This is a genomic window from Providencia sp. PROV208 (assembly GCF_028479465.1).
GTDB classification, from domain to species: Bacteria; Pseudomonadota; Gammaproteobacteria; order Enterobacterales; family Enterobacteriaceae; genus Providencia; species Providencia alcalifaciens.
In genome coordinates this window covers 169,897-193,091 of sequence record NZ_JAMPNS010000016.1, presented here as the reverse complement: position 1 = coordinate 193,091, position 23,195 = coordinate 169,897, and the positions used below count along the sequence as shown (strand labels likewise).

Genomic DNA, 23,195 nt, shown 5'->3' with positions numbered 1-23,195 from the left:
TCGGCTGCCTCGCCGGTTTTTATTGAATAGGACGACAAGTACGATGCTATTAGTACCACAGATAGAACCTTTGACTGATGACGAATTTGGTCGGGTTTGTCGATTTATTCATAAAAAGTCTGGAATAGTCCTTACGATGAATAAGAAAAATATGGTCTATAACCGCTTATTAAAGCGCTTACGTGACTGTAATATCGACAATTTTTCTGACTACCTGCGAATGCTAGAACGCGAACCATTAAATGCGGAATGGCAAGCATTCGTCAATGCACTGACCACAAATTTAACGGCTTTCTTTCGTGAGCCTCATCATTTTGCGACATTAACTGACTTTTTAAAAAGTCGCCGCAATAGCAATGTCAATATTTGGTGTGCGGCCTCCTCAACGGGAGAAGAGCCTTATTCCATCGCCATGACAATCAGCGATGTTTTGGGCGCTAATGCAGTCAATAGCAAGGTTGTTGCAAGTGATATTGATACGGAAGTATTAGAAAAAGCGAAGCAAGGGATCTATCGAGTCGAAGAGCTGAAAACCCTGACGGCTCTGCAACGGCAGCGCTATTTCATGAAAGGTGTTGGGGAGTACGAAGGTTTTGCCCGCGTAAAACCTGCACTTAGCAACATGATTGAGTTTCGTTACTTAAATCTCACTGAGGGCGACTGGCAATTACAGCATCGATTTGATGCGATTTTTTGCCGGAACGTCATGATTTATTTTGACAAGGAAATGCAGATAAAACTGCTAGAGCGCTTTGCGCCATTGCTCAAGCCAGATGGTTTATTGTTTATTGGTCACTCTGAAAATATTTCGCAACTGACTAAGCAGTTTGTGATCAATGGACAGACCGTCTACAGCTTAGCGTCGGCGAGGAGAGGACAATGAAAAAAATAAAAGTATTGTGTGTCGATGACTCTGCTCTGATGCGTCAGTTGATGCGTGAAATTATCAATAGCCACAATGATATGGAGGTGGTCGATACCGCGCCAGATCCGTATGTTGCTCGTGATTTGATTAAGCAACTGGAGCCAGATGTTATCACCCTCGATGTTGAAATGCCGCGAATGGATGGCATTGATTTTTTAGAAAAATTAATGCGCTTGCATCCTATTCCCGTTGTGATGGTTTCTACCTTAACGTCCAAAGGCTCTGAAGTAACACTGAAAGCCCTAGAGCTAGGGGCAGTAGATTTTGTCACCAAACCTCAGATTGGTATTCGCGAAACCATGATGAGTTACCGCGACATGATCGGTGAAAAAATTCGTGCTGCAGCGATGTCTAAAATGTCGCAGCGTAATCGCTTTGCCCGTACGGAGAAAAAAGCATCTGAACCGGCAACACTGGCAAAACCGCTAACACCTTATGTATGCAATAACCGTGTGATAGCGGTAGGTGCTTCAACGGGCGGAACAGAAGCGATTCGTCAATTTTTAGAAATGCTGCCAAGAGAGTGTCCTCCCGTGGTGATCACTCAGCATATGCCAGCAGGCTTTACTCGTTCTTTTGCTGAACGTTTGAACAAATTGTGCGCGCTTACCGTGAAAGAAGCGGAACACAATGAAATTCTCCAAAAAGGCTGTGCGTATATCGCGCCGGGCGACTCGCATATGTTGATTGCTGATAAAGGCAAAGGCTATCAAGTCGTATTAGAACAAAGTGAACCCGTTAACCGTCACCGTCCTTCTGTCGATGTTTTATTTGATTCGGTTGCAAAACATGTCGGGCGTAAATGTATTGGCATTTTGCTAACTGGCATGGGAATGGATGGAGCAAAAGGGTTACTCAATCTGCGCCAACAAGGGGCTTTCACTTATGCCCAGAACGAGAGTAGTTGCGTGGTATTCGGCATGCCTCGTGCAGCAATTGAAATGAACGCAGCGGATGAAGTACTCGACTTGCTAAAAATCGCGCCAAGCGTATTAACAAAACTTTCTACTGTTACCGTGTAGTGGTGGCAGTTTTTTATCATTGTATTTTTGAAGGAGTGGTTATGGCCGCTAAAGATCTGAGTTTTCTGGTTGTCGATGACTTTTCTACTATGCGTCGCATCGTCCGTAACTTATTAAAAGAACTTGGTTTTAACAAAATTGAAGAAGCGGAAGATGGTGTTGATGCCCTCGAAAAAATCCGTGCTGGGAGTATCGACTTTGTTGTTGCTGACTGGAACATGCCAAACATGGATGGTTTAGAACTGCTGAAAACCATTCGTGGTGATGATGCACTCAAACATATCCCTGTGTTAATGGTAACGGCAGAAGCGAAGAAAGAGAACATCATTGCGGCAGCACAAGCTGGTGCCAGCGGCTATGTTGTGAAACCGTTTACCGCCGCTATCCTCGAAGAAAAATTAAATAAAGTATTTGAAAAAATGGGGCTGCAATAATCGCGGGCGGTAAAGGAGACAGTGATGATTGAACAAGTAACAATGAATGGCAGCCGTAATGGGACTGGCAATGAAGACTTAAAACACGTCATTACGCGCATTGGTACTCTCATGAGAACCTTACGGGAAAGTATGCGTGAGTTGGGCCTTGAGAAAAGTGTTCAGCAGGCAGTAGCAAGTATTCCAGACGGTAAAGATCGCCTGCGTTATATTGCCCAAATGACAGCCCAAGCGGCAGAAAAAACACTCAACGGCATTGATGTTATCAAGCCGTTGCAAGTGGACATGAACAAAAATGCAATCGCGTTGCAGCAGCAGTGGGAAGAAGCCGCCTCTGGTGAGGTATCATCAGAGTTGCGCGAATCTACGCAAGCCTTTTTAGGTCAAGTTATTCAAGATAGCGAAGTGACTAAAGCTGAATTACTAGAAATCATGATGGCGCAAGACTTCCAAGACTTAACGGGTCAAGTCGTCAAAAAAATGATGGAAGTGGTTGAAGAAGCAGAGAAACAGCTATTAGCGTTGCTGATGGAAAATACACCACCAGAAATGCGAGTGAAGACTCAAAGTGAAAGCCTGCTCAATGGTCCTCAGATTAATAAAGAAGGTGTGAATGTGATGGCATCACAGTCGCAAGTGGATGACCTGTTAGATGAATTAGGCTTCTAATTCGTTCGCTCCTTCATGATATTTTGAGCTATAGCATTATTGGCTGAGTTTGCCTTCTTGCTATGGCTCAAATTATTTAGGGTAGTTGTGCATCATTATTTTATTAGCGATTTTTAATCAAAATCCATCGACCAGCAGATCTATCGCACTTTTGATTTTATCTCTTTGGCACTCAATGCAAATAATCTCTTTTCCTAACATCGATTTAGAGATGGCTGACATCAAATGAGTCATAAGTACAAAGGAATATCAATAATGTCACTTTGTACATCCAAAAGATAAGGATAGTTGGTTAGCTCTTTTTTAGCTTGATAGACACAATATTGCATTAAAGCGCCTTATATTCCTCTGAAAAAATTCCATATTCTTTACTGATCCTATTGAGTTCCTGAAAACCATCTTGGTTATCCGCTTTCCATTTTAACGCCTCAAGTTTTTTAAGTTCAGCTAGTAAAGCATTGGATAACACGAGGGAGAAATTCAAGTTGGCTTTTCTCGCTTGTTCATAAAATTCAGGGGAGACTGTCACACTCACCGTTTTTTTCATTTTATTGGTTACCGTCATCGCAACTCTTTTTTGATATACATGCTACATTTACCAGGCACCCGAGTACCCGTGTTCAGAAACGGGGAAATGTAGCATATATTTTGAACGAAAAATCAATTTACCTCCCTTTACCGAAAAATTCAGACACTCTATTTTCCTTTTTAAATATCGAAAAGTGCTTCAATGGACTTCGTTGGGTAGACAAAGCTGTTTTTTGTACACGAGACAAGAAGAAAAGCGCAATGCAGTTTTATGCAGGGCATGCAGACATATCGAATGTGTTTATGTTGGTTTACGAAGCGCTTCGCAGAAGGGAGGTCATAAATTGCATTTTCGTGCAAATAGCTGGATAGCGTGATGGTGTATGGGGAACAAGATGTACCAATGAGGATGCCCGCGGTAGGCCTGAGTTCCACTCAGACCTGCGCATAGAAACGGGCGATAGGAACTATTTCTTTTTATTCAGCATCGCTTTTAAATCTGCAAACGGGTTATAGGTGGCTTCACCGACATCTTTTTGGGCATCTTCTCCTGCCACGACATTGGTACCGTATTGATCTGCTTCAGTGTATTTAGAGTGTTCATGATCATGGCAGAACAAGCATAATAGTTCCCAATTGCTGCCATCTTCAGGATTATTGGTATGGTCATGATCAATATGATGAACCGTTAACTCTCTTAAATTTGAATAAACGAACTCCCGTGTGCAGCGCCCACATATCCACGGGTAAATTTTTAGTGCTTTCTCACGGTAGCCACTTTCTAAGCGAGCATAGTTCTTGGGGATCAGAGCCATAATAAATATTACCTATTATAAATAGAAGGGTTAGCATTCATGCTGTCAATATACTCCATTCTACATCATGGGAATTAGAACGCGTGATTTTTTAAGTCGTCTCTTTGGCTTCTTCTTTATCTTATTGCGAAGCGCTTCGCAAAGTTGCTGCCATATTGCCCAATAGCCCAAAAACCCCTGCGAAGTATGTCTATTTTCCACCATTGATTTTTTTACACTCTGTCATGCTATAGCGACTATGCGTATAGGCTAATTTTTTGGAAGCTACGTGTCCGACGAAAGTGATGTAGAAAAAACAGAAGAACCCACGCCCCATAAAAAGCAGAAAGCGAAAGACGACGGGCAAATTGTTCGATCCAAAGAATTGAGCTCCCTCATGATGATGCTGGCAGGAGTCAGTTTACTGTGGCTGAGTGGTGGGCATTTAGCAACGCAGCTACGGCAAATTATGCGCCAAGGATTTATTTTTGACGGGCACTACCTGCAAAATACTGGGCTTATGCTTAGCTACCTTGGGCGAGTTGTCAGTGAGGCATTATTTGCACTATTACCCATTATTGGTGGGTTGGCACTCGTGGGAATTTCGGCGTCTTCACTGGTCGGTGGGCTGCTATTCAACAGCAAGCTGATCAAGTTCGATTTAAAAAAGCTAAATCCGATTAAAGGATTAAAACGAATTTTTTCAATGAATGCCTTATCTGAATTATTTAAGGCGATTTTAAAATGTGTCTTTGTGGGGTTAGGGGCATCGATTTTTTTATGGCAAAGCTGGCCATCGTTACTGCACTTGGTGATGGAGCCTCCGACTACAGCACTAGCAAATGCGTTAGAGAAAGTGATTTTTGCAGGGTATTTAATTGTCTTTCTGTTAATTCCCATGGTGGCATTTGATGTGTTTTATCAGTTTCGCTCCCATTTGAAAAAGTTGCGAATGAGTCGCCAAGAAATTAAAGATGAGTTTAAACAGCAAGAAGGTGATCCACATATTAAAGCCAAAATTCGTCAACAACAGCGGGCGATTGCTCGAAATCGAATGATGGCAGATGTCCCAAGTGCAGATGTGATTGTGACTAACCCAACCCACTATGCTGTCGCCCTAAAATATGATGACAAAAAAATGGGGGCGCCAAAAGTTTTAGCGAAAGGGGCGGGCGTAATTGCTCAGCGTATTAAAGAAATAGGGGCAGAACACCGAATTTTACAACTTGAAGCACCACCGCTTGCGCGTGCCTTGTACCGCCATGCGGAAATTGGGCAAAGTATTCCTGTTGCCTTGTATGCAGCAGTAGCAGAAGTTTTAGCATGGGTTTACCAATTGCGCCGTTGGCGTCGTGAGGGCGGCCTGAAACCTAAGAAACCGAAAAATTTACCAGTGCCACCGACGCTGGATTTTGCTGGAGATAACAATCGCGATGGCTAATTTGGCTGCACTATTAAAATTGCCGAAAAATTTACAAGGAACTCAGTGGCAAATCCTCGCAGGACCTGTGTTGATTTTACTGATCTTGTCGATGATGGTTTTGCCATTGCCGGCATTTTTGCTCGACTTATTATTCACCTTTAACATTGCACTTTCTATTATGGTGCTGTTAGTGGCGATGTTTACCAAACGCACACTGGATTTTGCAGCATTTCCTACCATTTTGCTGTTCGCAACGTTGTTACGTCTTTCTTTGAATATTGCCTCAACGCGAATTATTTTACTCGATGGTCATACTGGACCTGATGCGGCGGGACGAGTGGTCGAAGCGTTTGGTCATTTCCTTGTTGGCGGTAACTTTGCCATCGGTATTGTCGTTTTCATTATTTTAGTTTTGATTAACTTCATGGTCATCACCAAAGGTGCGGGACGTATCGCGGAAGTGGGTGCACGTTTTGTTCTTGATGGAATGCCGGGTAAACAGATGGCAATTGATGCTGACTTAAATGCCGGAATTATCAATGACGATGAAGCGAAAAAACGCCGAGCAGAAGTGACCCAAGAGGCTGATTTTTACGGTTCAATGGATGGTGCGAGTAAATTCGTCCGTGGGGATGCCGTCGCCGGTATCATGATCATGGTCATTAACGTCATTGGTGGTCTAATCATTGGTGTGGGTCAGCACCATATGAGCCTTGGTGATGCGACGAGTGCGTATACCTTATTAACTATCGGTGATGGTCTGGTCGCACAAATTCCAGCCTTGATCATTTCGACCGCGGCGGGGGTTATTGTGACTCGCGTGGCAACGGATGAAGATGTTGGTGAGCAGATGGTGACCCAACTGTTCAATAACCCGAGAGTCATGTGGCTCAGTGCTGGGGTATTGGGGCTGATTGGTCTTATTCCGGGTATGCCAAACTTTGTATTCCTACTGTTTACTGCAGCATTGGCTGCATTAGGATGGTATTTGGTTAAGCGATCTCGTAGCCCTGAAAAAGCCATGGATGACAGTCAAGCTCAGCATTTCCAAGAAGCAAACAAAGTTGTCGAAGCCACATGGGATGATGTACAGCTGGAAGATTTGTTGGCAATGGAAGTCGGTTATCGTTTAATTCCTTTGGTTGATAATGATCAGCAAGGCGAGTTATTAGGTCGTCTGCGTGGACTCCGTAAAAAGTTTGCTCAAGAAGTGGGTTATTTACCGCCAGTGGTACATATTTGCGATAACTTAGAACTTTCTCCATGTGAATACCGAATCCTGATAAAAGGAGCTGAGGTTGGGCGTGGCGAAGCGCAACCTGGACGAAATTTAGCGATAGATCCAGGTAATGCGGCAGGAACACTACAAGGTGATGTGACCAAGGAACCTGCATTTGGCTTGCCTGCGGTATGGATTGATGATGATTTACGCGAACAAGCTCAGATCCAAGGCTATACTGTGGTGTCTGCAAGTACGGCAGTTGCGACGCACTTTAATCAAATCTTACTGCAATATTCAAGCACTCTCTTTGGTCGCCAAGAAGCACAGATGTTGTTTGACCGCGTGAAAAAAGAGATGCCGAAATTGGCAGACGATCTGATTCCAGACACGATTTCACTCACTATTTTGCACCGCGTGTTACAAAACCTCTTAATGGAAGATGTGGTGATCCGTGATATGCGCACCATCATTGAAACTCTGGCTGAAATGGCAGGGGAAAATGGTGAGCAGAAAGACACTGATTACCTGACATCTCAGGTACGTATTGCACTGGGACGAGCGATTACACAGCAATGGTTTGGTAGTGCAGAAGAAATTCAAGTCATTGGTTTGGATGCTAAGTTAGAGCAAATCTTGCTACAAGCCGCGAAGAATGGTGGTGGTTTGGAGCCAAACCTAGCTCAGTTTATTCAGACACAAGCGGAAGAGGCCGTGGCGCATCAAGAAGCCATGGGGGCACCGACGGTGCTGTTAGTGAACCATACATTACGATTAATTCTATCTCGCTTCTTGCGCCGTAGCTTGCCACAGTTAGTGGTTATGTCGAACTTAGAGATGACGGATCACCGTAAAATTAGAATGACATCGATGATCAGTGGCTCATAAACACTCGACTGATTGCGAGTCGATTAGGTATTAATAAGCATCACAATAGGCAGTTTAGTGAGATTAGCGTTATAGCGCTTCACTAACTGCCTATTTTTTTGTTTGTCAGTTTTAGATAAAAGAGACTCAATAAGCATTTAATAAATGTACATTGAACCATAAGGAATGGCTTCAAATCTCGCTAAGGTGAATTTAGAGGCATTGAGGGCAATGACGGTAGCTATTTATGATGAATAAATGGATGGTGAACACATTGAAGAAATGACGCAAATAGGCTCAAGAATGAGAAAGATAGGGCGGATAGAGAGTGAAGTTGGAGCAAAGAGCAAAGTAAGAAAGACAAAATTTAATCAATCAAAAAGCTCTGATTATTTAATCAGATAAGTCAATAAGGGGCGAGGGAATAAGCTTTGAGGTGAATCTAAATAGAAATTTTCTTCCCTAACGCAGGACGTTTAGATTCTAAGCCATCAGCACCGTAAGTTGATTGATTATTATGCTTTTTCACAAAATTTAAGCGCTGTGTATTGAGCTCAATGTGCAGCTGTAGCATTTGGTGATTACGGTAGTTTAAATCCTTTAACATGGTCGTTAAATGTTTAATCGCATCCCAAGTGTGGCTAAGTGCTGGATTACCTTCATACGGCGCGGTGATTTGCGCTTGCTCTTCAAGTTGCAAACGGTGATTTTCAGCATGACCAATAGCAGCAACTAAAAAACGCTTTTGCTCCGTCGTTTCCTGAAATGGGGAAGGAGGAACACGATGGTAACCCAAAAGTAGCTCTTCATTTTTCATCACGATTTCCAGTGACTGCAAATGGCCAAGTTGTTGTTCTAGCAATAATAATAATTCGTCGTTCATAGTCGTTCAGTTTATTTCATTGAAAGCATGCATTCGTGCGCATCACGTAAAATGCCATCAGCAATTTTACCTGCATCCATAGTCAGAGTGCCGTCTTTGATGGCTTGCTTAATTTTTTCAACCTTAGCGACATCAATGTCAGAAGCTTGGGGTTGCAGTAATTTTTTTTGTAATTCACTCGGTGCGAAAGTACTCTCTTTGACCGTCTCGTTAGCGGAGACTTTTTTCTCACGCACTAGCGCAGCGGTTTCCTGTGGGTCACGAGTGGTTACCTGAGTCAAGGCAGAGATTGCAGATGTTTGCTCAATAGCCATAGTATTTTTCCTGTTCCCGATATTTTTGATATAGAGAGTTATCGGCAGAGATTAATGAACCTTTAATATTCGGTTCGATTTCAAATTACCAGTGATGTAAGTTATTTCACTTAATTATCTGAATAAACCCTAATAATTAACTGTGTACTCAACTACTTCAGACGAATTACAAAAATTATACCTGTAATTCGTTGTAAAAACAGAAATTTATCATGCAGTAACTTAATGATTTAATGTAAATTAAGTTAGTTTAGCGCAACGTGCACACTGCCATTCTCTTGCGCTTCACCATTCACCACTTGTCCGTTGATGAGTCGAACTCGAATGTTCTCGCCAATGACGGCATTATTGATAGCTCGACCTTCATATTTCACAGAGAAATTATCCCCTGTGGCGAACACATAGACTGTTTGACCCGCCTTGATTGCCCAAGGGCGTCTGACCATTGAGTTGGTAAATGTCTGTCCTGCTGTGATATTGCGAAGTGCTAATGTTCCGCGAAGTGCCATCTTATCGGTGGATGCACCAGACGGTAATTGATGGATAAGCCCTTTTTTTGTGCCAATATCCACAAATTCAATGGTTTCGCCACGTTGAATATTGCGAGTAGCAACATAGTATTGCCCTGTTACATTGACGGTAAGCTGTAAGTACTGTTTTTTCTTACCACATTGTACTGGCAATGAAACATTACCCATATTACGTCCCCCACTGGGTAAGCCAATTTGTGGTTTATCACAATTTGGCCATTTATCGATGGGGGTTTTTATTTCAATGGAAACGTTATTTTGTTTACCATGAATTTTACGAAAATACTGGTCAATATCCTGAGGAAGAGAGGCTTGTACAGAAAATGAAAATAGATTTAATATACTGATAATTAGAATATATTTAATTGAAAAAAACGTGTTTCTCATTCCGTTCCCTCTCTCATTCCATATCTTTTCATCCTTGAAGTTTACCTATCTCATCAATAATGAATGAGGCAAATAGGTCAATTATTTTGCCTTTATCCCGCCATTAGATTTTTTCTCTGGCAGCTAATATGAGCATCGAATTTTTGTATTTACAGAATCTGCAATTAAAAAATTCTTAATTTTTGCTCGAGCCAATTAAGAATTAACTGAAATCCATTGAGGAAACCATGATTGATAAATTAGATGCCACCTTTGCTTTTCAGCAACGGGCTTTGTCCATAAGAGAAGCAAGGCAGACTGTTTTGGCTTCTAACATTGCTAATGCGGATACGCCAGGCTACCAAGCGCGCGATATTGATTTTAATCGTCAGCTGCAACAAGCGATGGATAAAGGTGTGGTGAAAGGAAAAGGTATTTCTCTGGCTGTAACAGCCAAAGGGCATATCGAAGGTCATGATATGAAACCAGCTGCTTTGGATCTGAAATATCGGGTGCCTTATCAAACTTCAATGGATGGAAACACTGTTGATATGGATGTGGAACGCAGCCAATTTGCTGACAATACATTGAAATATCAAGCCGATCTTACATTCATCAATAGCCAAGTCAAAAGTATGTTGGCCGTTCTACAACAAGGGTAAGGGTTATGGGTCTACTCAGTATTTTTGATATCTCCTCTTCTGCATTAACGGCGCAATCTCAGCGTTTAAACGTGAGCGCCAGTAATATGGCGAACGCGGAAAGTGTGGTGGGTCCTGATGGCGAACCGTACCGCGCAAAGCAAGTCGTTTTCCAAATGGCGCCACAAGGTCGCAACCAAGTTGGTGGTGTTCGTGTGAGTGAGTTAATCGACGATCCTGCTCCTCCGCGTATGGAATATAAACCTGGACACCCTCTGGCAGATGAAAAGGGTTATGTGAAGATGCCTAACGTCGATACCGTGGGTGAAATGATCAACACCATTTCAGCATCGCGTAGCTACCAAGCTAACTTAGAAGTCATGAATACAGCGAAAACATTGCTACAGAAAACCTTAACGCTAGGTCAGTAACGGAGAAGCGAAATGGGGATCTCTGCCTCAATGAATGATTCTTTGGATAACTCGGTAGCAGGACCTGCTGCCGCGGCAAGTAATGTTCCAAAGAAAAGTCAAAGTGATGATATGCGTGACACATTTTTGAAAATGATCGTCACACAGATGCAGAACCAAGACCCAACCAAACCGATGGATAATGCGGATTTAACGGGGCAACTGGCTCAAATCGCGACGCTTGAGAGCATGAATAAACTCAGCGATAGCGTGACCGGAATTTCGCAACAAATCGGGTCTGGGCAATCATTACAAGCAACGCAGCTTGTGGGGAAAGGGGTACTTATCCCGCGTAACGAAATTATTCTCGCCCCACTGAAAAAAGAGAGTAATGGCGAAAATAGCAATGTGGCTAAGCCTGCTAACCCGTTACCTGATGATGTTATTAGCGCGAATAGCCCATCCAACTTTGGGCTGAGTAATTTTGGCGCGACAGACGGTAATGAAGGCGGTGAAGGCACCGAAGAGCCACAAACTGATTATATTTCATCGCCATTTGGCTTCTTCTTACCGAAGATGGCGGATAGCGTTGAAATCACCATTCGAGACAAAAACCGCACCGTTATTCGTACCATCACCTATGACTCAGAAGTCAAACCCGATATCTACGATATGGCATGGGATGGACGTGATAACAACGGCAATGTGGTTGCTGACCCGAAAGGTAAATATTTCTTTGATGTGAAAGCCGTCAGGATGGGGTCTGAAATTGAGGTCACCAAACTCGGCTATACCCGTGTCAATGGTGTCACACCTGGCTCAGATGCACCATTACTGGATGTTGGAATAGGGCAAAGTGTGCCACTCAGCAGCATCTTTAAAGTGTATCCCGCATCTTAATTTTATTCCCCAAACACTTATGGAGAAAATATGTCTTTTTCACAAGCAGTCAGTGGCTTAAATGCAGCATCAGCGGGGCTAGACTCGATTGGTAACAACATTGCCAACTCCGCAACTAACGGTTTTAAAGGGGCGACAACATCATTTGCTGATATGTTTGCTGGCTCCGGTGTTGGACTAGGTGTTAACGTCGCCGCCGTCACCCAAAACTTCAAAGATGGTCCCATTACCCGTACCGATAGAGCGACAGACGTTGCTATTTCGGGGAACGGTTTTTTCCGTGTTCAAGATCAGAATGGTGATGTTTATTACAGCCGTGATGGTCAATTTCTGCGCGATAAAAGCGGTAACTTAGTGAATAACCAAGGCATGGTGGTGACTGGTTACCCTGCGAGCGTGGATGATAAAGGTAACGTCACTGTACAAAGTGGCGGTGTTCCGGGCGGAATGAATATCCCAACGGATATGATGGATGCGAAACAATCAGATTTAGCAAAACTCACCATCAACCTGAACTCAGAAGATAAAGTTAAAGCAAAAGCGTTTGATCCAAACAACCCAGACGATATCGCAACCTATAACTTCAGTACCACCATGACTGCCTATGACAGCCAAGGTAACACCCATGAAATTTCTGTCTATTTTGTGAAAAAAGACGATAACAAGTGGGAAGTACATGCGAAAGATGCAAGTGAAACCGTCGCGAAAAAACTGGGTGAATTAGAGTTTGACGGTAACGGTAAGTTAATGACCGAAAAAGTTGTCAAAGGTCCAAACCCAGGCGATCCAGATACAACGGTTCAATTACCAACAACATTTGATTTCCCATTCAAAGGTTTAAATGGTGCCAATGATGGAACACTAAAAGTTGATTTGGGTAAAACTCGTCAACAAAAAGTCAGTGAGTCTTCTGTCAGCGCTATCGATGTGAATGGCTACCCAGCGGGTGAATACACCACCTTCAAAATCGAAGATAACGGTTTGATCGTTGCGAACTACTCCAACCAACAAAAACGTGTCGTAGGGCAAATTGCCTTATCCGCATTTGCGAACCCGAATGGTTTAGTTTCTCAAGGTGGTAACGTGTGGGCAGCATCTAACGCGTCCGGTAACCCAATGGACGGCGTCCCTGGCGTGGGTCAGTTCGGTAAATTAACCAGTGGTGCACTGGAGTCGTCAAACGTGGACATGAGCCAAGAGCTGATCAGCATGATTGTTATGCAGCGTAACTATCAGTCCAACGCCCAAACCATTAAGACTCAAGACCAGATGTTACAAACACTGGTTAACTTACGTTAATCCTAGAGGCTGGCGATGGATCATGTCATTTATACCGCAATGGGCGGGGCGCGTCATGCGCTTGAAAACCAAAGTATTGTGTCGAATAACATAGCTAACGTTTCCACCGCGGGTTTTAAAGCTCAGCTGTCGGCAATGCGTGCTGTGCCTATTCATGGTGATACTGAGCAGACGCGTACACTGGTCGTCGCATCAACACCCGGCGCGGATATGAGCCAAGGTCAATTGAACTATACCGGTCGACCGATGGATGTTGCGTTGAATGATAAACACTTCTTGGCTGTTGCATTAGGTGATGGCACAGAAGCGTATACCCGTAACGGTAACATTCAAATTTCGCCAGACGGTGAATTAATGATTGGTGAGCGAGTTTTGCAAGGTGATGGCGGTGCTATTAACGTGCCACCGAATGCGGAATTAACTATCGGTAACGATGGAACCATTACTGCCTTGCTGGCAACGGATCCCCCAACGATGTTGGGGCAGATTGGTCGCCTCAAAGTGGTTGAAGCGCAGGCTCAGGATTTAGTGCGTGGTGAAGATGGATTATTCCATTTATCACCGCAGGCGCAAGCGGCGAACGGTAATGGGTTACCCATGAGTGAGCGTGCCATTGTGACTTCTGGGGTGATTGAAGGCAGTAACGTCAATGCCGCAGAAGCCATGGTATCCATGATTGCCAATGCTCGCCATTTTGAAATGCAAATGAAAGTGATCCGCAGCGCAGATGAAAATGCGCAGCGTGCTAATCAACTACTCACTATCAGCTAATTGTTAGTAAGGAATTACTATGATCCGTTCTTTATGGATTGCCAAAACGGGGCTTGATGCTCAACAAACCAACCTTGACGTTATTTCTAACAACTTGGCGAACGTCAGTACTAATGGGTTTAAACGTCAGCGCGCAGTATTCGAAGATTTACTGTATCAAAACATCCGTCAACCGGGTGCGATGAGCTCAGAGCAAACGTCATTACCGTCAGGCTTACAAATGGGTACGGGTGCGCGTCCTGTGGCGACTGTTCGTATTCATAGCCAAGGTAACTTGAATAAAACGGGCACCACGACAGATATCGCGATTAAAGGTCAGGGTTTTTTACACGTTCAGATGCCAGATGGTACTGATGCCTATACTCGTGATGGTGCGTTGCAGCGTAACCAAGATGGTCAGTTAGTGACATCAAGTGGTTATCAAGTCGTACCAGCAATCATGATCCCTGAAAACGCCAACAGCCTGAGTATTGCGCGTGATGGTACGGTCTCTGTGACAGTGTATGGTGATAACCAGCCACAGCAAATCGGTCAAATAACGTTAACCACGTTTATTAACGATGCTGGCTTAGAAAGTATGGGTGAAAACCTGTACATGGAAACCGCAAGTTCTGGCGCACCGAATGAAAGTGCGCCGGGAACTAACGGCGCAGGGCTGCTGTATCAAGGTATGTTAGAAACCTCAAACGTTAACGTTGCCGAAGAGTTGGTGAACATGATCCAAACTCAGCGTGCATATGAAATTAACAGCAAAGCGGTTTCTGCATCTGACCAAATGCTGCAACGTCTGACACAGCTGTAAGTAAGGATGACCGCTTATGGAAAAATCTATAAGCGGTTTTTCGTGATGACAAAGGGTATCCAGTAGCAAAAGAGTAGCATGATGATTGAAAACGGTATTGTTCCTAAGCAGAGAAAAACAGTGTTACAGACCACAAAATCCGTCTGTTTGATCGCCACTGTGGCGGTCACATTAAATGGCTGTGCACATATTAAGCCTCGCCCGCTGGTGGACACGCAAACCAGTGCAGTACCTACTGCACCCACAGCCCCAGCCCCTAATGGTGCCATTTTTCAGAGTGCTCAACCTGCTTACTATGGCTACCAGCCGCTATTTGAAGACAGAAGACCGCGTAATGTCGGGGATATCTTAACGATCAACCTGCAAGAGAACGTCAGCGCGAGTAAAAACTCATCGGCAAATGCAAACCGCAGCGGAAAAACCGGTTTCTTGGCAGCAATTCTGCCTGGGTTTATGCAAGGTTGGTTAGGCGGGAGTAACACTGAGATTGATGTGAAAGGGAACAGCGACTTTAACGGGAAAGGTGGCGCAAACGCTAACAATACCTTTAAAGGCACAATCACTGTGACCGTTGACCAATTATTGGCAAATGGCAATTTGCACGTAGTGGGTGAAAAACGTATTGCGATTAATCAGGGAACAGAATCTATTCGATTCTCTGGCGTGGTGAATCCACGCACGATTGGTGCCGATAACAATGTCAGCTCCACTCAAGTGGCTGATGCTCGGATTGAATACGTTGGTGATGGCTATATCAACGAGTCCCAAACGATGGGGTGGCTACAGCGCTTTTTCTTAAATGTATCCCCTTACTAAGTGAACATCCGTTAGCTAATAGCCGAGAAAATTCAATGAAAAACAAATTATTCGTTCTCATTTCATTTGTTTGCCTTTTCGGGAGCCTGTTTGTTGCTCCTGCCTATAGCGAGCGAATTAAAGATCTGACTACTGTGCAAGGGGTCAGAGATAACCCCTTAATAGGATATGGTTTAGTTGTGGGTTTGGATGGTACGGGTGACCAAACCATGCAGACGCCATTCACCACGCAAAGTTTAAATAACATGCTGTCCCAAATGGGGATTACGGTTCCAGCGGGGACCAACATGCAGTTGAAAAACGTTGCCGCGGTAATGGTGACCGCGAAAATGCCACCATTTGGTCGTTCTGGTCAATCAGTGGATGTGGTGGTTTCTTCGATGGGGAATGCAAAAAGCTTACGCGGCGGAACCTTGTTGATGACCCCGTTAAAAGGGGTTGATGGGCAGATTTACGCCATGGCACAAGGTAACGTGTTGGTTGGTGGTGCGGGGGCAAGTGCCGGCGGTAGCAGTGTCAAAGTTAACCAGTTGAATGGTGGTCGTATTACTGATGGTGCGATGATTGAACGCGAACTCCCAAATAGCTTTGGTCAAAGTGGGGCTATCAACCTGCAACTCAACGAGGACAGTTTTGCTTTAGCGCAAGATATTTCAGATGCGATTAACCGCTTGGGTGGAATGGGATCTGCGCGTGCATTAGATTCCCGTACTGTTCAATTATTAGTGCCAGCAAATAATACAGATCAAGTGCGCTTTTTATCACGAGTACAAGAGCTCAATGTCCGCACACCAATGGCTGAAGCCAAAGTTATTCTGAATTCACGCACAGGCTCTGTAGTCATTAATCGCAGTGTGACATTAGACAGTTGTGCAGTTGCGCACGGCAGTTTAGCGGTGACGGTTGAGCGTCAAACGCAAGTTAACCAACCGGATACTCCATTTGCGGGCGGGCAAACTGTGGTCACGCGTAACACGAATATTGGTGTGAAAGAGCAAGGTGGCGCACTTCAAAAAGTGAATGCCAGTGTTCAGCTTAACCAAGTGATCCAAGCGCTCAATACGTTAGGCGCCACGCCAACAGACCTAATGTCTATCCTGCAAGCGATGGAAAGCGCGGGTTGTTTACGTGCGAAATTGGAGATCATCTAATGAGTGATATGCAGTTATTACAAGGGGCTGCGTATGATGTTCAGTCGTTAACCAGTTTAAAAGGCGAATTAAACAAATCGCCAGAACAAGGGCTGCGTCAAGTGACGCAGCAGCTTGAGGCGACATTTGTGGAAATGATGCTCAAAAGTATGCGCTCTGCTTTACCACAAGACGGCATGTTCTCGAGTGATCAAACGCGCATGATGACCAGCATGTATGACCAACAAATTGCCCAAGACCTCGCTCAAAAAGGACTGGGATTTGGGGAGATGATGTATCAGCAACTGACGCGTGATCAGGCACCCAACTCGCCGGCACAAGGCGCGTTTATGCCACTTAACGAACAAGATTTGCAATCATTGCCACCTTTCGCCCTAGAACAAATGGTGCGACGTTTCGCTCCTGCTATGGGGGATGCGTTAGCCTCGCCATTCCAGAAAATCAAATCCTTGTCACTGAACAGTAGCAATTTCATCAACCAATTAATTGAACCCGCTAAAAACGCCAGTGAAAAAAGTGGCATTTCGCATTTCTTGATTTTGGCACAAGCGGCACTTGAAAGTGGTTGGGGAAAACGTGAAATTTTGACCGCTGATGGAAAAACCAGCCATAACTTATTTGGTATTAAGGCGGGTAAAAATTGGCAAGGTCCCGTCACGAACATCATGACGACGGAAGTCATTAACGGCAAAACCATCAAAATGCGTGATGATTTCCGTGTGTATGCGTCTTATGAAGAGGCGATATCCGACTATATCAGCCTGTTAACGGAAAACCCGCGTTATAAAGATGTAAAACATGCGGCAACCCCTGAAATCGCTGCCCGCCGCCTTCATAAAGCAGGGTATGCAACCGACCCTGGATATTCCGATAAGTTGATCACCTTAATCAACCAAATTCGGGGTGCCGGAAGCCCTGTCAATGCCTCAGCATCACGGGCGATACAGGCTTATAACATTGACTTAAACGATATCTTCTAAAGAGTCTCAATAAATCAAAGTTTGCGCTAAACATTTACGCCAACTTTCCGATAAATGAATAAGTGAAAAAATTTTGAGTGGCTAGCGCTGAGATTGAGTCAGCCAATCAACGCGCTCAGTCCCAAGAATAGGAAAAGCTTATGCTGAACAATGTAATGAATAATGCGCTCAGTGGTGTGAACGCTGCGCAAGGCGGGTTAAGTGTTATCTCTAACAACTTAGCAAACGCTGGCGTAGGTTACTATCACCGCCAAAGTGCTGTTTTCGGGGAGAATCCCGGTACAATGACACCTAATGGTTATTTTGGTAACGGCACGTATTTCAGCCATGTTCGCCGTGAGTTTGATGAGTTCGTCAATGCGCAGTACAGCCAGTCCCGTGCACGTAGCGGCGATTATGAAGCGTATGTGAAAAACTGCAATAAAGTAGATGACTTGCTGACAAATGATATTGAAGACTTGTCCGGTAGCATTGGCAGTTTCTTTACGGCTCTAGACTCTGCGAGCAGCGATGCCAGTGATAAAACGCTGATTGATGTATTTTTAGGGCAATCTAACGCGTTAGTTTCTCAATTCAAAGAAGCTGACAGACAGCTGCAAGAGATGGAACGTGATATCAACCGCCAAATTGAAAATAAGGTGAAAGATATCAACATCTACGCAGAAAAAATTGCGGGATTAAACCAGCAAATCGCACGAGTGCGTTCTGTCAGTGGTTCAGAACCCAATGACTTATTGGACGTGCGTGATCGTCTAGTAAACGAAGTGAACTCAGTGATTGGTGTGAAAGTCATTGAGCAAAATGGTAACTATAACGTGACGTTTGCCAACGGATTACCGCTGGTTACGGGCGAAAAAGCGAACCGACTGGAAGCGATGCCTTCATCGAAAGATGATAGCCGTTTTAGCATTGGCTTCGTCGGTGCAAATGACCAAGTTCGTGAAATCCCGGATGAAGCTTTTAAAGGTGGAGAACTCAGTGGCGTTTTACGTTCACGTCAAGAAGTGCTCGACCCTGCGTATCAAAAAATCAATAAATTAGCGTTAGTTTTTGCGACTAAGTTTAATGAAATTCACCAAAAAGGGTTTGATTCCAATGGTGAAACGGGCAAAGACTTTTTCGCGATTGGTAAAGGCTCCGTTGTGAGCAACACCTTCAATACGGGTAAAACTGATTTTGATTTGAGCTACAGCGATGTAAGCCAGGTCACAGGTAAAAACTATGAGATGCGTTTCGATGGCGGAAAGTGGAATGTCACTCGCTTGCCTGACGGTGTTGAGGTTAAGGTTGATACCTCCACGCCTGGCTCATTGAAATTTGAAGGTATTGAGCTAAAAATCACGACAAACAACCCGAATCAAGGGGATACCTTCGTCGTTAAACCGATGAATGGCGTGATCAATAATATGCAAACGTTAGTCACAGATTCTGCGCAATTCGCAAAAGCGGGCAGCAAAGATGCCGGTCCTGGTGACAATGAAAACATCAAAGAGTTAGTTAAACTGCAAGATCAAAAACTGATTGATGGTGGTTCGACATTCTCAGACTTCTACGCCACATTGGTTAACGATGTCGGTAGTCGTACTAAGCAAGCGCAAATCGATTCTGAAACCCAAAACAAAATGACTGAAAGTTTCTACCGCCAAGAGCAAGAAATTTCAGGGGTTAACATGAATGAAGAGAGCATTCAGATGCAAAAAATCCAGCAATTCTTTAATGCCAATGCTCAGGTATTGAAGACCGTTGATGATTTATTTAATGCATTAATGCGTGCGTTCTAATTGATTAATAGCCATTGGATTTAATCAGAATTTAATAAGGATTTAAGCGATGCGTTTAAGTACGAATATGATTTTCCACCAACGCCTGCAAGATATGAATAATTCAGAGGCTCGTTGGATGGCGGCAGGTAGCCAACTCGCTTCAGGCAAGCGAGTCAATAAACCTTCGGATGATCCGCAAGCCTCATCCCAAGCTGTGCGTATTAACCAATCTGAAAACCGCAATCAGCAGTATGTCACTAGCCGTGGTTTTGCGAAAACGGGTATGACGCTGCAAATGAGCATTTTGACTCAGATGACGGATGTGACGACGCAGATCGATACCTCCATTATCCAAGCATCTAACCAAGGTGCGCTGAGTGATAAAGATAGAAATACATTAGCGGATCAGATTACTGGCTTAAAGGAGCAGCTGGTTGCGTTAGGCAACTCTACAGATGGTAACGGTCGCTATATTTTTGCAGGTTTTAAATCTGACAAAGCGCCATTTGAAATCGATGCGGATGGTGAAGTGCTGTACCACGGTGGTGACAAGCCAATCACTCAGAACGTAGCCAGTGATCGTGAAATGACCACCTATTTTACCGGTGCCCAAGTGTTTGAAACAGATGGCGCAGGTATGGTGAATGTGTTTAAAGCGCTAAATGAAGGTATTAAAGCGCTACGTATTCCACAAGAGAATGCACCACAGGCGGATTTAGACAAAGCGCAAGCAGGTATGGAGACTGCAAACCGTGGGATCAAAGCGGCATTGGACCAAATTTCCAATATCGAAGCGAAACAAGGTTTACAGTTGCAAGAGATTGATAAACTCGATTTCTTAGCGGATACACGCACAATTCAGAACGAAACCCGTAAGACTGAGTTGTTACAGACTAACTGGACTGGTGCAACGACGGATTACTATAAAGAGAAGGCAATGTTCCAAGCTTCTCAAGATATTTTTAAAGATCTCAACAGTATGTCGTTATTTGGCGGACGTTAATTGATTTTTACCGCACCCTTTGGCAGTGGCATGTGTACAGGGTGCGGATTTTTCATTCTTCTCGTTATGTTCGTGCTATTTCTTCCTCGTTATTTTCTCGCCCAATCTCTTTAGTGTTTTACTTTTAAATATTCATATTCCAATTCATATCTTCGCTTTCCTCTTTAGAGATAACTGAATTTGACCTTTGCTTTTTGTTTTTAATAAAAGGCAGTTGGGCACGTTGATTCATCGTGGCGATTTTCGTTATCACTGACCTGTGAGAGTTCACTGCCGCATAGGCAGCGTAGAAAAAAATAATAGATTGGAGAGCGCCATGCAGTACGAAATTATGATTAAGATCCTGTGTATGACCTTAATCTTCAAAGTGACAAAATTATCGGGCTCACTCAAACCCACAAGTTAAATATCAGGGATAACTGCTCAAACGCTTGATGGATCAGGCGTTCTGTATAGCGTGGAAGGATAGAAATAATCAGACCTAACATGCTGATACCAATCGTTAATGTTAGGGGGAAACCGACCACAAACACAGATAGCTGAGGAGTCATTCGGTTAAGAATGCCGAGCGAAAGGTTCAGAATTAAAAACAGTGTGATAAAGGGCAAGGCGAGCATCAACCCATTGATAAAAATGGTATTCGCAAACTGCAAAAAGATCCAAAAACCATCGCGATGGAGTGGCGTAGTTTGAATGGGAAGCAGCTCAAATGAGTTAGTTAGAATATAAATCAGCCATAAATGCCCATCGAATGATAAAAACAGAAGTAATGTGATTAAGTTTAAAATCCGTCCGAGGATAGGCATATTGGGACCCCCTGTGGGGTCAAAGAACGTCGCGAATGATAAACCCATTTGCAAACCAATCACTTCCCCTGCGTGTCGCACGGCAGCAAATGCCATTTGCATAGTCAATCCCATGGCGGCGCCGATCACGATTTGTTGAACGGTCACCCACAATCCCATCGCCGAAAATAATGGGATTGTTGTAATAGGCAACTGCGGAGAAATCACTAATACGGTAAAAAAGGCGAGGGCGATGCGAACTTTGCTGATAGCCTGTTTTTCGTTGAAAAATGGGGCTGTTCCGAATAACGCCAAAAAGCGTACAAAAGGATAGAAGCCTTGGCTCAACCACAGGGTTAATGTTTCACTGGTGATGGTTAACATTATTAGCCAATAATAAACGGTAAATTGCTAAATAACGTTCGGATGTAGTCAGTTAGCAAATTAAGCATCCATGGACCTGCGATAATCAAGACAGAAATTACCGATAAAATCTTTGGAATAAATGACAAGGTCATTTCGTTCACTTGGGTTGCCGCTTGAAGCAAGCTAATAATTAAGCCCGCTGCCAGCGCCGCTAACAATAAAGGCGCTGCCAACATTAAGGCAATTTTCATTGCCTCGGTTCCCATTGCCATTACAGATTCTGGTGTCATGTGAGTCCCTAATTAAAAAAGCTCTGAGAAAGAGAACCTAGCAACAATTGCCAGCCATCAACCAACACAAATAACATTAATTTAAATGGCAACGAAACTGTTGCGGGTGGCACCATCATCATACCCAGCGCCATCAATACACTGGCCACCACGAGGTCGATAATTAAAAATGGGATAAAGATAGTGAAACCAATTTGGAACGCTGTTTTTAGTTCACTGGTAATAAACGCGGGAATTAAAATCCGCATAGGAACATCTTTAGCTTCTTGAATATCACCCACTTTGGCGATGCGAGCAAACAGCGCTAAATCGGATTCACGGGTTTGCCCTAGCATAAAGGTGCGCAGTGGTGCGGTGCCTTTTTCCAATGCCGTTTCTAGGCTAATTTTATCTTCGCTAAAGGGTTGATATGCTTCGCGATAAACTTGGTCTGCAACGGGTGACATGACAAAAAATGTCAGGAATAGCGCTAAACCTAATAAGACTTGGTTGGGGGGTGCAGACGGTGTCCCGAGGGCATTACGCAATAACCCTAATACGATGATGATGCGCGTAAAGCTGGTCATCATCAGTAGCATTGCAGGAATAAAACCCAGCAGGGTTAAAAACAGTAAAGTTTGAACCGGCAACGACCAAGACTGACCGCCATCGGCTAATGTATGGCTGATCACCGCAGGTAATGCCGCGGAGGCTGATTGTGGTAAAGCTAGTAACAGGGCGCTGATAATGGCAGCGGGTTTTAACAGTGACATGTGCGCTTCCGGCTACTGTTTTTCAGGTACCGCGGTATTAGCGGCATCCTGTTTTTTCTTGAAAATCGACTGAAACGTTAACGGCTCAGAGGCAAAGTTCACCACGTCGTTTTCCTGTGGTGCGGGGTATTGATGCAGCAAATTCACAGATTGTGATGTGACACCCAGGACTAAATATTCGTCATTCACTTCAACCACAACGACGCGTTCTTTGCCACCTAAGGTACAGCGACCTTTAACATTAATCAGTTGCTGTTTAGCAAGTGGATTGCGTCCAAAACCGAATGTTTTAAACAACCACGCACCTAGCAGGATAAGTAATATTATCCCGCCAAGTGCGCCTGATATCTGCGCTAAGCTATCATTTTGATTGATAGCTTGCGCTGAATTACCCTCGCTGCTCACTGTGCTTGTCAAAAAGGGTTTTTGAGTATGAGCCGAATCAATCTGAGTCGGTTGTGTTTGCGAGGATAGCGCCGTTTCGTCAGACAT

At 44.0% G+C, this 23,195-nt stretch carries 27 protein-coding genes; 17 read left to right on the top strand and 10 right to left on the bottom strand.

Going from position 1 to position 23,195, the window contains the following annotated elements:
• Positions 1-43: 43 nt before the first annotated feature.
• Genes PR766_RS13590 through PR766_RS13575 form a run of 4 tightly spaced genes read left to right on the top strand, consistent with a single transcriptional unit; the run spans position 44 to position 3,050 of the window.
• The gene (locus tag PR766_RS13590; protein WP_006657494.1) at positions 44-883 is read left to right on the top strand and encodes a chemotaxis protein-glutamate O-methyltransferase; all 840 of its coding nucleotides are present in this window, start codon (positions 44-46) and stop codon (positions 881-883) included.
• Complete coding sequence (locus tag PR766_RS13585) at positions 880-1,947, top strand: protein-glutamate methylesterase/protein-glutamine glutaminase (protein ID WP_036960557.1); 1,068 nt, start codon at positions 880-882, stop codon at positions 1,945-1,947. Before PR766_RS13590 ends, PR766_RS13585 begins: the two co-directional genes overlap by 4 nt.
• Positions 1,948-1,988: 41 nt before the next feature.
• Entirely contained in the window at positions 1,989-2,381 is a 393-nt protein-coding gene (cheY, locus tag PR766_RS13580) for a chemotaxis response regulator CheY (RefSeq protein WP_004909843.1), read from the top strand.
• A 24-nt stretch (positions 2,382-2,405) separates the two neighbouring features.
• Positions 2,406-3,050 (top strand): protein phosphatase CheZ, encoded by a 645-nt coding sequence (locus PR766_RS13575; RefSeq protein ID WP_006662055.1) that lies wholly within the window; start codon positions 2,406-2,408, stop codon positions 3,048-3,050.
• Positions 3,051-3,167: 117 nt separating this feature from the next.
• Here PR766_RS13575 and PR766_RS18470 read toward each other — a convergent pair whose 3' ends face one another.
• The 3 genes from PR766_RS18470 to yajD form a co-directional block, all read right to left on the bottom strand.
• The gene (locus PR766_RS18470) at positions 3,168-3,251 is read right to left on the bottom strand and encodes a hypothetical protein (protein ID WP_409372359.1); all 84 of its coding nucleotides are present in this window, start codon (positions 3,249-3,251) and stop codon (positions 3,168-3,170) included.
• Between the two features lie 127 nt (positions 3,252-3,378).
• Complete coding sequence (locus tag PR766_RS13565; protein WP_036960564.1) at positions 3,379-3,615, bottom strand: type II toxin-antitoxin system CcdA family antitoxin; 237 nt, start codon at positions 3,613-3,615, stop codon at positions 3,379-3,381.
• A gap of 430 nt (positions 3,616-4,045) precedes the next feature.
• Positions 4,046-4,393: an HNH nuclease YajD gene (gene yajD, locus PR766_RS13560; RefSeq protein ID WP_006657500.1), complete on the bottom strand. Its 348-nt coding sequence runs from the start codon at positions 4,391-4,393 to the stop codon at positions 4,046-4,048.
• Between the two features lie 268 nt (positions 4,394-4,661).
• Here yajD and flhB point away from each other — a divergent pair, with 268 nt between their 5' ends.
• Positions 4,662-5,813: a flagellar biosynthesis protein FlhB gene (flhB, locus tag PR766_RS13555; protein ID WP_006657502.1), complete on the top strand. Its 1,152-nt coding sequence runs from the start codon at positions 4,662-4,664 to the stop codon at positions 5,811-5,813.
• Positions 5,806-7,902, top strand: coding sequence for a flagellar biosynthesis protein FlhA (gene flhA / locus PR766_RS13550; protein ID WP_036960566.1), 2,097 nt, complete (start codon positions 5,806-5,808; stop codon positions 7,900-7,902). Before flhB ends, flhA begins: the two co-directional genes overlap by 8 nt.
• Positions 7,903-8,323: 421 nt before the next feature.
• Here the strand turns inward: flhA and PR766_RS13545 are convergent, their stop codons facing one another.
• The 3 genes from PR766_RS13545 to flgA form a co-directional block, all read right to left on the bottom strand.
• Positions 8,324-8,764, bottom strand: a complete 441-nt coding sequence (locus PR766_RS13545) for a flagella synthesis protein FlgN (protein ID WP_006657505.1) — start codon at positions 8,762-8,764, stop codon at positions 8,324-8,326.
• 11 nt (positions 8,765-8,775) lie between these two features.
• Complete coding sequence (flgM, locus tag PR766_RS13540) at positions 8,776-9,078, bottom strand: flagellar biosynthesis anti-sigma factor FlgM (protein ID WP_006657506.1); 303 nt, start codon at positions 9,076-9,078, stop codon at positions 8,776-8,778.
• Between the two features lie 245 nt (positions 9,079-9,323).
• Positions 9,324-9,995 carry a flagellar basal body P-ring formation chaperone FlgA gene (flgA, locus tag PR766_RS13535; RefSeq protein WP_036960568.1) on the bottom strand — a complete coding sequence of 224 codons (672 nt, stop codon included), beginning with the start codon at positions 9,993-9,995 and terminating at the stop codon, positions 9,324-9,326.
• Between the two features lie 227 nt (positions 9,996-10,222).
• On the opposite strand from flgA, the gene flgB reads away from it, so the two are divergent.
• The 11 genes from flgB (at position 10,223) to flgL (ending at position 20,510) form a co-directional block, all read left to right on the top strand.
• The gene (gene flgB / locus PR766_RS13530) at positions 10,223-10,636 is read left to right on the top strand and encodes a flagellar basal body rod protein FlgB (RefSeq protein ID WP_006657508.1); all 414 of its coding nucleotides are present in this window, start codon (positions 10,223-10,225) and stop codon (positions 10,634-10,636) included.
• Positions 10,637-10,641: 5 nt separating this feature from the next.
• On the top strand, positions 10,642-11,046 hold the full coding sequence (flgC, locus tag PR766_RS13525; protein ID WP_006657509.1) for a flagellar basal body rod protein FlgC: 405 nt from the start codon (positions 10,642-10,644) through the stop codon (positions 11,044-11,046).
• A 12-nt stretch (positions 11,047-11,058) separates the two neighbouring features.
• Entirely contained in the window at positions 11,059-11,925 is an 867-nt protein-coding gene (locus tag PR766_RS13520; protein WP_006657510.1) for a flagellar hook assembly protein FlgD, read from the top strand.
• Positions 11,926-11,955: 30 nt separating this feature from the next.
• The gene (flgE, locus tag PR766_RS13515) at positions 11,956-13,224 is read left to right on the top strand and encodes a flagellar hook protein FlgE (protein WP_006657511.1); all 1,269 of its coding nucleotides are present in this window, start codon (positions 11,956-11,958) and stop codon (positions 13,222-13,224) included.
• Between the two features lie 15 nt (positions 13,225-13,239).
• Positions 13,240-13,995 (top strand): flagellar basal body rod protein FlgF, encoded by a 756-nt coding sequence (locus PR766_RS13510; protein ID WP_006657512.1) that lies wholly within the window; start codon positions 13,240-13,242, stop codon positions 13,993-13,995.
• A 19-nt stretch (positions 13,996-14,014) separates the two neighbouring features.
• Complete coding sequence (gene flgG / locus PR766_RS13505) at positions 14,015-14,797, top strand: flagellar basal-body rod protein FlgG (protein WP_006657513.1); 783 nt, start codon at positions 14,015-14,017, stop codon at positions 14,795-14,797.
• An 81-nt stretch (positions 14,798-14,878) separates the two neighbouring features.
• Entirely contained in the window at positions 14,879-15,613 is a 735-nt protein-coding gene (locus PR766_RS13500) for a flagellar basal body L-ring protein FlgH (protein WP_036960776.1), read from the top strand.
• Positions 15,614-15,648: 35 nt separating this feature from the next.
• Complete coding sequence (locus tag PR766_RS13495; protein ID WP_006657515.1) at positions 15,649-16,764, top strand: flagellar basal body P-ring protein FlgI; 1,116 nt, start codon at positions 15,649-15,651, stop codon at positions 16,762-16,764.
• Positions 16,764-17,744 carry a flagellar assembly peptidoglycan hydrolase FlgJ gene (gene flgJ / locus PR766_RS13490; RefSeq protein WP_006657516.1) on the top strand — a complete coding sequence of 327 codons (981 nt, stop codon included), beginning with the start codon at positions 16,764-16,766 and terminating at the stop codon, positions 17,742-17,744. Before PR766_RS13495 ends, flgJ begins: the two co-directional genes overlap by 1 nt.
• Positions 17,745-17,884: 140 nt before the next feature.
• Complete coding sequence (flgK, locus tag PR766_RS13485; protein WP_006657517.1) at positions 17,885-19,525, top strand: flagellar hook-associated protein FlgK; 1,641 nt, start codon at positions 17,885-17,887, stop codon at positions 19,523-19,525.
• A gap of 49 nt (positions 19,526-19,574) precedes the next feature.
• Positions 19,575-20,510: a flagellar hook-associated protein FlgL gene (flgL, locus tag PR766_RS13480; RefSeq protein WP_006662048.1), complete on the top strand. Its 936-nt coding sequence runs from the start codon at positions 19,575-19,577 to the stop codon at positions 20,508-20,510.
• A gap of 389 nt (positions 20,511-20,899) precedes the next feature.
• Here flgL and fliR read toward each other — a convergent pair whose 3' ends face one another.
• Genes fliR through fliO form a run of 4 tightly spaced genes read right to left on the bottom strand, consistent with a single transcriptional unit; the run spans position 20,900 to position 23,195 of the window.
• On the bottom strand, positions 20,900-21,679 hold the full coding sequence (gene fliR, locus PR766_RS13475) for a flagellar biosynthetic protein FliR (protein ID WP_006657519.1): 780 nt from the start codon (positions 21,677-21,679) through the stop codon (positions 20,900-20,902).
• A gap of 2 nt (positions 21,680-21,681) precedes the next feature.
• Positions 21,682-21,951: a flagellar biosynthesis protein FliQ gene (gene fliQ / locus PR766_RS13470; RefSeq protein WP_006657520.1), complete on the bottom strand. Its 270-nt coding sequence runs from the start codon at positions 21,949-21,951 to the stop codon at positions 21,682-21,684.
• 8 nt (positions 21,952-21,959) lie between these two features.
• Positions 21,960-22,703, bottom strand: a complete 744-nt coding sequence (gene fliP / locus PR766_RS13465) for a flagellar type III secretion system pore protein FliP (protein WP_006657521.1) — start codon at positions 22,701-22,703, stop codon at positions 21,960-21,962.
• Between the two features lie 12 nt (positions 22,704-22,715).
• Complete coding sequence (fliO, locus tag PR766_RS13460) at positions 22,716-23,195, bottom strand: flagellar biosynthetic protein FliO (protein WP_036960574.1); 480 nt, start codon at positions 23,193-23,195, stop codon at positions 22,716-22,718.

Bases quoted from the DNA above. Each gene is read 5' to 3' on its own strand.
- PR766_RS13590 (WP_006657494.1), top strand. From the start codon at position 44: ATGCTATTAGTACCACAGATAGAACCTTTGACTGATGACGAATTTGGT.
- PR766_RS13585 (WP_036960557.1), top strand. From the start codon at position 880: ATGAAAAAAATAAAAGTATTGTGTGTCGATGACTCTGCTCTGATGCGT.
- cheY (WP_004909843.1), top strand. From the start codon at position 1,989: ATGGCCGCTAAAGATCTGAGTTTTCTGGTTGTCGATGACTTTTCTACT.
- PR766_RS13575 (WP_006662055.1), top strand. From the start codon at position 2,406: ATGATTGAACAAGTAACAATGAATGGCAGCCGTAATGGGACTGGCAAT.
- PR766_RS18470 (WP_409372359.1), bottom strand. From the start codon at position 3,251: ATGTTAGGAAAAGAGATTATTTGCATTGAGTGCCAAAGAGATAAAATC.
- PR766_RS13565 (WP_036960564.1), bottom strand. From the start codon at position 3,615: ATGACGGTAACCAATAAAATGAAAAAAACGGTGAGTGTGACAGTCTCC.
- yajD (WP_006657500.1), bottom strand. From the start codon at position 4,393: ATGGCTCTGATCCCCAAGAACTATGCTCGCTTAGAAAGTGGCTACCGT.
- flhA (WP_036960566.1), top strand. From the start codon at position 5,806: ATGGCTAATTTGGCTGCACTATTAAAATTGCCGAAAAATTTACAAGGA.
- PR766_RS13545 (WP_006657505.1), bottom strand. From the start codon at position 8,764: ATGAACGACGAATTATTATTATTGCTAGAACAACAACTTGGCCATTTG.
- flgM (WP_006657506.1), bottom strand. From the start codon at position 9,078: ATGGCTATTGAGCAAACATCTGCAATCTCTGCCTTGACTCAGGTAACC.
- flgA (WP_036960568.1), bottom strand. From the start codon at position 9,995: ATGAGAAACACGTTTTTTTCAATTAAATATATTCTAATTATCAGTATA.
- flgB (WP_006657508.1), top strand. From the start codon at position 10,223: ATGATTGATAAATTAGATGCCACCTTTGCTTTTCAGCAACGGGCTTTG.
- flgC (WP_006657509.1), top strand. From the start codon at position 10,642: ATGGGTCTACTCAGTATTTTTGATATCTCCTCTTCTGCATTAACGGCG.
- PR766_RS13520 (WP_006657510.1), top strand. From the start codon at position 11,059: ATGGGGATCTCTGCCTCAATGAATGATTCTTTGGATAACTCGGTAGCA.
- flgE (WP_006657511.1), top strand. From the start codon at position 11,956: ATGTCTTTTTCACAAGCAGTCAGTGGCTTAAATGCAGCATCAGCGGGG.
- PR766_RS13510 (WP_006657512.1), top strand. From the start codon at position 13,240: ATGGATCATGTCATTTATACCGCAATGGGCGGGGCGCGTCATGCGCTT.
- flgG (WP_006657513.1), top strand. From the start codon at position 14,015: ATGATCCGTTCTTTATGGATTGCCAAAACGGGGCTTGATGCTCAACAA.
- PR766_RS13500 (WP_036960776.1), top strand. From the start codon at position 14,879: ATGATTGAAAACGGTATTGTTCCTAAGCAGAGAAAAACAGTGTTACAG.
- PR766_RS13495 (WP_006657515.1), top strand. From the start codon at position 15,649: ATGAAAAACAAATTATTCGTTCTCATTTCATTTGTTTGCCTTTTCGGG.
- flgJ (WP_006657516.1), top strand. From the start codon at position 16,764: ATGAGTGATATGCAGTTATTACAAGGGGCTGCGTATGATGTTCAGTCG.
- flgK (WP_006657517.1), top strand. From the start codon at position 17,885: ATGCTGAACAATGTAATGAATAATGCGCTCAGTGGTGTGAACGCTGCG.
- flgL (WP_006662048.1), top strand. From the start codon at position 19,575: ATGCGTTTAAGTACGAATATGATTTTCCACCAACGCCTGCAAGATATG.
- fliR (WP_006657519.1), bottom strand. From the start codon at position 21,679: ATGTTAACCATCACCAGTGAAACATTAACCCTGTGGTTGAGCCAAGGC.
- fliQ (WP_006657520.1), bottom strand. From the start codon at position 21,951: ATGACACCAGAATCTGTAATGGCAATGGGAACCGAGGCAATGAAAATT.
- fliP (WP_006657521.1), bottom strand. From the start codon at position 22,703: ATGTCACTGTTAAAACCCGCTGCCATTATCAGCGCCCTGTTACTAGCT.
- fliO (WP_036960574.1), bottom strand. From the start codon at position 23,195: ATGTCTGACGAAACGGCGCTATCCTCGCAAACACAACCGACTCAGATT.